The 7,675-nt window shown below is 70.6% G+C and carries 7 protein-coding genes and 1 pseudogene; 4 read left to right on the top strand and 4 right to left on the bottom strand.

The features are described from left to right. Positions 1–69: 69 nt before the first annotated feature. The 3 genes from U1F38_RS15970 (at position 70) to U1F38_RS15980 (ending at position 1,880) form a co-directional block, all read left to right on the top strand. Positions 70–1,272, top strand: coding sequence for an MFS transporter (locus tag U1F38_RS15970; RefSeq protein ID WP_409988072.1), 1,203 nt, complete (start codon positions 70–72; stop codon positions 1,270–1,272). A gap of 40 nt (positions 1,273–1,312) precedes the next feature. After that, positions 1,313–1,480, top strand: a complete 168-nt coding sequence (locus U1F38_RS15975) for a hypothetical protein (RefSeq protein ID WP_409988063.1) — start codon at positions 1,313–1,315, stop codon at positions 1,478–1,480. 85 nt (positions 1,481–1,565) lie between these two features. Then, positions 1,566–1,880 (top strand): DUF2007 domain-containing protein, encoded by a 315-nt coding sequence (locus tag U1F38_RS15980; protein WP_409988064.1) that lies wholly within the window; start codon positions 1,566–1,568, stop codon positions 1,878–1,880. Here the strand turns inward: U1F38_RS15980 and U1F38_RS15985 are convergent, their stop codons facing one another. Next, positions 1,881–2,441: a YaeQ family protein gene (locus tag U1F38_RS15985; protein WP_409988065.1), complete on the bottom strand. Its 561-nt coding sequence runs from the start codon at positions 2,439–2,441 to the stop codon at positions 1,881–1,883. Positions 2,442–2,628: 187 nt separating this feature from the next. After that, the gene (gene purB / locus U1F38_RS15990; RefSeq protein ID WP_409988066.1) at positions 2,629–4,032 is read right to left on the bottom strand and encodes an adenylosuccinate lyase; all 1,404 of its coding nucleotides are present in this window, start codon (positions 4,030–4,032) and stop codon (positions 2,629–2,631) included. Positions 4,033–4,147: 115 nt separating this feature from the next. On the opposite strand from purB, the gene U1F38_RS15995 reads away from it, so the two are divergent. Next, positions 4,148–4,768 carry a glutathione S-transferase family protein gene (locus U1F38_RS15995; protein ID WP_409988073.1) on the top strand — a complete coding sequence of 207 codons (621 nt, stop codon included), beginning with the start codon at positions 4,148–4,150 and terminating at the stop codon, positions 4,766–4,768. A 624-nt stretch (positions 4,769–5,392) separates the two neighbouring features. Here the strand turns inward: U1F38_RS15995 and U1F38_RS16000 are convergent. Beyond that, positions 5,393–7,030: an FAD-dependent oxidoreductase gene (locus tag U1F38_RS16000; RefSeq protein ID WP_409988067.1), complete on the bottom strand. Its 1,638-nt coding sequence runs from the start codon at positions 7,028–7,030 to the stop codon at positions 5,393–5,395. A 230-nt stretch (positions 7,031–7,260) separates the two neighbouring features. Then, positions 7,261–7,675: pseudogene (locus U1F38_RS16005) on the bottom strand (polyamine aminopropyltransferase); the annotation flags it as partial.

A 7,675-nucleotide genomic window follows, 5' to 3' on the forward strand; every position in this document is an offset into this window, starting at 1 on the left:
GGGGCAAAAACAGGAACGCCCTTGAACGCCACCGACCCGCAGCCCACCGACACCACCGCCGTCCCACCCATGCCCCTGCGCACGGCCTGGGCCATGCTGGGCGCGCTGGCCGGGGCCTTTGTGCTCAGCCAGGCGTTTCGCACGCTGGGGGCCATCATGGGGCCGCCGCTGGCCGATCAGTTGCAGCTGTCGCCGCAGCAGCTGGGGCTGTGGTCGGCGGCGTTTCACTTTTCGTTCGGGCTGGTGCAACTGGTCATGGGCGTTTCGCTGGACTTGTGGGGCATTCGCCGCACCATCCTGCTGGCGTTTCCGGCCGCCGCCGCGGGCGCGCTGCTGTCGGCGCAGGCCAGCAGCTACCCGGTGCTGCTGCTGGGGCAACTGCTGATCGGCACGGGCTGCGCGCCGGCGTTTCTGGTGTGCACGCTGTTCATCAGCCGGCACTTCGCGGCCGATCGCTTTACCGCCACCTCGGGGCTGGTGATGAGCATTGGCAGCCTGGGCGTGCTGGCCACGGCCACGCCGCTGGCCTGGCTGATCGAGGCCAGCTCCTGGCGCTGGGGCTTTGCCGCGCTGGCGCTGTGCTGCGCGCTGGCCTGGGCAGCGATGGCCTGGCAGGTGCACGAGCCGCCCGCACCCTCCGGCGCCGGCGCCGACGGCGAGCGGCCCACGGCCGGGGCCGCGCTGCGCGGGCTGTTCGGCCTGTTCAAGCTGCCGCAAACGGCCGGCATGGTGGCCTATGCCGCCGTCGCCTACGCCGGCTTCATCACCCTGCGCGGGCTATGGCTGGGGCCGCTGCTGGTGCAGCGCCACGGCTTCACGCTGGTGGAAAGCGGCAATGTGGCGCTGGTGATGACGCTGGCCAGCATGGCCAGTCCCAGCGTGTTTGGCCGGCTGGACCCGGGCGGCGCACGCCGCACGCGCTGGATGCTGGGGCTGGCCCTGTTGGCCGCGCTGCTGGTGGGCGCGGCCGGCCTAGCGCCGATCGCCTGGGTGGACGTGGCTTTGGCCGTCACCTACGGCGCACTGTCGGGCTACGGCGTTTTGCAATACGGCTATGTGCGCGACGCCTACCCCGAGGCGCTGCGCGGGCGCGCGCTGTCGCTGCTGACGATGGCGATGTTTTTGGGCGTGGCGCTGATGCAGTGGGCCAGCGGCGTGGCCGCCAGCTGGGCGCCGGCGCTGGGCGTGGCGCCCTTCACCGCCGCGCTGCTGACCATGTCGGCGCTGCTGCTGGCGGGGGCGGCGGCGTTCTGGCGGCTGCCGCGGGCGTAGCGCTTTTGCCGCGCGCGGCCCGTGGGCGCATACTGTCCGCATGAACCTCTTGCACATCCCCCTCCTTCGCGCGGCGCTGGCCGCCGCAGCCCTGGGCCTGCTGGGCGCGTGCACCGGCGCGCCGCGCGCACCCGACGGCGGCGCCACGACCTCGGGCGTGACGGTGTACGGCACGGTGGATGCGGGCGTCAGCCGCACCGACAAGTAGATCTCGCCAACTACTTTTTGATAGCTGCTTGCGCCCGATGGACACCGGCTGCAACCCATTTTGGCTTTGATTTGCCGGCGCCGCCGTGTTTCGCCTGACGCAAGCCCCCAACGTCGCCATCGCCCAGGTGTGGGCCGATCTGCTGTGCGAGGCCGGCTACGCGGCCACGGTGGAGCGGCGCTACCTGAGCAGCATCGCCGGCGAGCTGCCGCCCGACCAGTGCCGCCCCGAGATCTGGCTGCGCCACGCCGAGCACGAGGCCGGAGCGCGCCAGCTGCTCGATGACCTGGCCCACCTGCCGCAGCGGCGCTGGCGCTGCGCGCACTGCGGCGAGCTGGTGGAAGGCGGCTTCGAGCAGTGCTGGAACTGCGGGGCGTGGATGCCGGCGTCCGCCCCGTGATCACTTCCAGCGCAGCGGCTCCACGCTGACGCTGCCGCGCGTGCTGGACAGCGTCAGCACGCCCTCTTGCAGCGTGGCCTGCAGCTGCATGCTGCGCTCGGCCAGTTGCGTGAGCGCCTGCGCGTCAAGGGCGGGGATGCGCCAGACCTGCAGCTTGTCCAGCCGCGACAGCTTGCCCTCGATGCCGCGCCACCACACCTCGGCCTGGCTGGCAAACGGGTAGAGGATGACCTGGTCGGCCTTGCTGCAGGCCTTGGCCAGCGGCTTGTCCTCGGGCTGGCCCACTTCGATCCACAGGCGCGTGCGGCCGGTGAAGTCTTGCAGCAGCACGTCGGGCTCGTCGGGGCTGGACAGCCCCGCGCCAAAGCCGATGCGCGCGTCGCCGCCGCACAAATCCTGCACCTGGTGGGCATTGAGCGCCAGTGCGGCCAGCCGCACCATCATGCGCTCGTCGGTCTCGCTGGGGTGGCGCGCCAGGGTGAGCTGCAGGTCGGTATAGCAGCCGTGGTCGATGTCGGCCAGCTGCACGTCGGCCTTGAAGATGGTTGCCTTGAGGGCCATGGATTTGCTTTGTTTTTGATAGCTGTCTGCGGTTTCTCACCAAGCGCTGGCGGTCGATTCGATTGGCTGAGGGCTGCGGCTCTGGACTCGCCAGCGCGAGTCCGGACAGCCCGAAGAGGAGTCGCCTCTGGCGGCTCCGCGGTCTGCAAGACAGGGCCGGCAGCGCCCAAATCGGCCCGCAGGCCCGTCAAACCCGTCGCGCCAGCTCGGCCGCCATGCCCACATAGGTGGCGGGCGTCAGCGCCAGCAGCCGCTCCTTCTCCGCCGTGGGGATGTCCAGCGTGCGGATCAGCCCGTGCAGCGCCTCGCGCGTGACCTGCTGGCCGCGCGTGGTTTCCTTCAATTTTTCATACGCGCCGGGCACGCCAAAGCGGCGCATCACCGTCTGGATGGGCTCGGCCAGCACTTCCCAGGCGTTGTCCAGGTCGGCGGCGAGCGCGGCTTCATTCAGCTCGAGCTTGTTCAGGCCGGTCAAGAGCGACTGCCAGGCCAGCACGGCGTGGCCCAGCGCCACGCCCATGTTGCGCAGCACGGTGGAGTCGGTCAGATCGCGCTGCCAGCGGCTGATGGGCAGTTTTTCGCTCAAGTGGCGCAGCAGCGCATTGGCCAGGCCCAGGTTGCCTTCGGCGTTCTCGAAGTCGATGGGGTTGACCTTGTGCGGCATGGTGCTGGAGCCAATTTCGCCCGCCTTGGTCTTTTGCTTGAAATAGCCCAGCGAGATGTAGCCCCACACGTCGCGCGCCAGGTCGATGCCGATGGTGTCCGCGCGCGCCACCGCGTCAAACAGCTCGGCCATGTAGTCGTGCGGCTCGATCTGGATGCTGTAGGGCTGAAACGTCAGGCCCAGGCCCATGGGTGCGTCAGCGCCGGTTGCTGAATCCGGCAGGGGCGACTCGATCACGCGGCGGCTGAAGGCCTCCCAGTCGAAGTCGGGCCAGGCCGACAGGTGGGCGTTGTAGTTGCCCACGGCGCCGTTCATCTTGGCCAGCAGCCGCACGCCGGCGATGCGCTCGCGCGCGGCCTGCAGGCGCATCACCACGTTGCCGACTTCCTTGCCCACCGTGGTGGGGCTGGCCGTCTGCCCGTGCGTGCGGCTGAGCATGGCCACATGCGCGTGCTGCTGCGCCAGCGCGCGCAGGCGTTCGATCACCGCATCCAGCCCCTGCAGCAGCACGGCGCGCCCGGCCTTGAGCTGCAGCGCGTGGCTGGTGTTGTTGATGTCCTCGCTGGTGCAGGCAAAGTGCACGAACTCGGCGGCGGCCTGCAGCTCGGGGCGGCCCTCGAACTTGGACTTGATCCAGTATTCGACCGCCTTGACGTCGTGGTTGGTGGTTTTCTCGATGGCCTTGATGGCGGCGCCGTCACGCTCGGAAAAATCGCGCAGCAGGCCCAGCAGATGCGCGCGGGCGGCGGGGCTGAGCGGCCTGAACTCGGCAAACCCGGCGTCGGACAGGGCGATGAACCACGTCAGCTCGACCTGCACGCGATAGCGCATGTAACCCAGCTCGCCCATATGCGGGCGCAGGGCGTCCAGCTTGGCGGCGTAGCGGCCGTCCAGCGGCGAAAGGGCGGTGAGCGCGGTCAGATCCATGGGCCCCGATTGTAGAAGCGCCCCGTCGCGCCGCCGTTCGCGCCGGCACCGGCAAACCCCTAAAATGGCGGCGCTCGCCGGGCGTCCCGGCCCCTATTGCAACCGCCCCATGACCATGCGATTGATCGGCGCCCTCGCCAGCCCCTACGTGCGCAAGGTGCGCGTCGTCCTGGCCGAGAAGAAGCTGGACTACCAGTTCGTGCCCGAGGACGTCTGGGGGGCGGACAGCACCATCTCTGCCTCCAACCCCCTGGGCAAGGTGCCCTGCCTGGTGATGGACGGCCAGGACGCGGTATTTGACTCGCGCGTGATCGTGGACTACCTGGACACGCTCTCGCCCGTGGGCAAGCTGATTCCGCCGCCCGGCCGCGAGCGCGTCGAGGTCAAGACCTGGGAAGCGCTGGCCGACGGCCTGCTGGACGCCGCCATCCTGGCGCGCCTGGAGAGAACCTGGCCCGGCCGCGCCGAGGGCGAGCGCAGCAGCGCCTGGATCGAGCGGCAAATGGGCAAGGTGGACAACGCCCTGACTGCCATGAGCGCCGGCCTGGCCGACAAGCCCTGGTGCGCCGCGGGCATCCACATGACGCTGGCCGACATCGCCGTGGGCTGCGCGCTGGGCTACCTGGATTTTCGCTTTGCCGAGCTGGACTGGCGCGCGCGCCACGCCAACCTGGCGCGCCTGCTGGACGACAAGCTGATGCTGCGCCCCAGCTTTGTCGATACCAGGCCGGCATAGCGACTCACCCCCAAGCGGCGCGGACTTCGTTCCGTGCCGCCTTCCCCTCTTCACGGCGGCATCGCCCCTGACCGGGGGGAGCCCGGCCACGTCGATCGCGGGCTTGGCCCGCGGGCGCGGCCTTTCGGCTCTTTGCGGTGTTCCGTCCGCGCTGGCCCGGCCCCAAAACAAACGCGCCGCTTTGGCCCGGGGGCAAAAGCGACGCGGTCAGAATAAAAATGCTGCCGAGGCGGCCTGAAGCGAAGGAGGAGGAGGGAGGGAGGAGGAAATGCGCTTCAGGTTTTCGTCGGCACAAGCCAGTTGGCTCGGCAGCTTCAAGGCAATTGGAGGAGTCAATTCACGCTTGCCATGTTGAGAGGCCGACGATACTGCAAAGTTCCTGACCGCTGGCTGACGGCGAGTAAAGAAGTGTGAAGCGCGCGCGCCACGCAGCCGACCCACGGGCATTTCAGTTGGCCATGGCGCCGGGCACCACCCGCGGCTCATCAAGCCCAACGAGCCAAGCGGCCGCGCAGCAGGCCAGCCGCGCGATCGCCGTGGCCGGGGTCTCCCCGGCCAGGGGCGATGCCCCCTTGGGGGTGGGCGCAACATCGCGCAGCGAGTGGAGACTGGGGGTGTTCCACTTCACCCCAACGCCGTGCCGGCGGCATGGCCCAGCGTGAAGGCCTCCTCGAACACCGAGTAGCCGGACCAGTCGGCGTGCGCAAAGGCCAGGCGCGGGGCGTCGGCAAAGGCCAGCGCCAGCTCGCCCGATCGCGCCGGATGCGCCGCCGCGCGCAGGGCGGCGACCTGGCCCAGCGTGCCCGGGGTGGGCACGGCCATGGCGTGGCCGTGGCGCACCAAGGCGATGCGCTCGGTCTTGGCGGCCAGGTCGGGGTGGGCGGCGGACAGCTCCGCGACGATGGCGTCGCGCCAGTGCGTCCAGGGCCGGGCCAGCAGCTGGGCGCGGCCCTCGGACGCATCGCCCAGCGCGCGGTAATACGTCAGCACCGTGGCGCCGGGCACGGGGTGCAGGCTCTGGTGCATGGCGTCGACATAGCCCAGGCCGGGCGCGCCGTAGAGCACGTTGTCCCAGCTGGGCGCGGCGCCGGGGCGGTCGTCCAGGGGCGCGCGCAGCTGCAGGTTGGCCACCAGCCAGGGGGCCGTGCGCAGGCCGGCGGCGCGCTGGCGCACGGCAGCGGGCAGTGGGTCGAGCACGCGCGCGGCCACCCACAGCGGCAGGGCGACGACCGCCTGGCGCGCCTGCCAGCGCTCCAGCCGGCCGCTGGCGGTGTCCAGCGCGTCCACCGTGACACCATGGCGGCCGTGCACGATGCGCCCGACCACACGCGCGGCGTGCAGGCGATCGCCCACGGGCGCGGCCAGGCGCGTGGCCAGCCAGGCGTTGCCCTCGGGCCAGGTGAGCGGGCCGGCGCCTTCGTTCGCGTCTTCGTCCGCGCCGCCGTCAACGCCCTCGCCGGGCGCGTGAAAGCCGTGGCGGCTGGCGAAGTAGTGAATGCCGGCCCAGGCCGACACGCGGGCCAGGCCGGCGCCGTAGTCGTCGCGGCAGCAGTAGTCCAGGTACCAGCGCAGTTGCGCGTCGTCCAGGCCGTGCTGGGTCAGCCACGATTCAAAATTGATAGCGTCTTGCGCAAGCTGGCTGGGCGCAAACGATGATTTTTGCACTGGAATGGCGTAGTGCGCGGCCTGCTGCGCGCGCCGCACGGCATCGGCAAAGCGGCGGTACTGCGCCAGCGTGGCGGCGCCCACGCCCTGCTGGGGCAGCAAGCCGTCCTGCCACTGGCCGCCAAAAAACAGGCGCTCCTGCGGGCTGTGGCACAGGTGCAGCTCGTCGTACTGCCAGCGCCCGGCCACGCGCCGGCGCAGGCCCAGCTCCTCCAGCAAGTCCTGCACAGCGCGCGCATCGTCGCCCGGCAGCGGCAGATAGTGCGCGCCCTGCGGGCAGGCGATGCCGCCCAGCCGCATGCCGCGGCTGTTGCCGCCGGCGGCGTCTTCCAGCTCCAGCAGGGCAAAGTCATCGTGCCCGGCCAGGCGCAGCGCCCGCGCGGCGGCCAGGCCCGCGATGCCGCCGCCGGCGATCACTGTGTGCACATGGCGCACGTCGTCCGGCGCGCGCGTGGGCCAGGGCGCGCGCAGCAGGTGACCGCGCTCGGGATGGGTGCCAGCGAAGCCGCCTTCGATGGCACCGTGCTGTTGCTTCGTACAGCCCGCCAGGGCCAGCAGGCTGCCGGCGCCGCCGCGAAGCAGAAATCGACGTTGCATGAGTCAGCGAGCCTTGGCGTCTCGATCCAGAGGCCGCGGAGCAGGCCAAGCCAGCGAACGCCGTGGCCGGACCTGCGCCGGCCACTGGCGTTGTCCCCGCTGCAAGCGAAGCGCCAGAGAGGGGGCTGAGGTCTGCGGCTCCGGACCTGCCTGCGCAGGTCTGGACAAACCGAAGGGCCGCCGCCTCTGGCGGCGAGCACCGAGGCGCGTCAGCGACTCAGGGGGGTGTTTCATTGATGCACCTTCCCCCATTCCTGCTCGTACGTATGCACCAGCACCTGGTTGGACAGGCGATTGACCTCGGCCGGCACGCGCGCCATGTCGGGCGGAAAGTCGAACAGCAGGGGCAGCGATGGCCGGTCCAGAAAGCGCAGACCGGCGGGCAGCGCCGTGGGCAGGCGCCAGGGCCGGCGGCTGGCCAGCACGTAGCCCCATTCGCCAAAGCTGGGCACGTGGGCGTGGTAGGGCGTGGCGCTGAATCCCACCGACTCGATGGTGGTCACCACGGTCCAGAAGCTCTGGCGCGCCACCAGCGGCGAGGTGGTCTGAATGACGGCGTAGCCGCTGGCGGCCAGGCGCTGCTCCAGCAGGGCGTAGAAGCTGTTGGTGTAGAGCTTGCCGATGGCGAAGTTGGTGGGGTCGGGG

The sequence above is a fragment of the Ottowia sp. genome, from assembly GCF_046348305.1.
Classification (GTDB): domain Bacteria; phylum Pseudomonadota; class Gammaproteobacteria; order Burkholderiales; family Burkholderiaceae_C; genus Ottowia.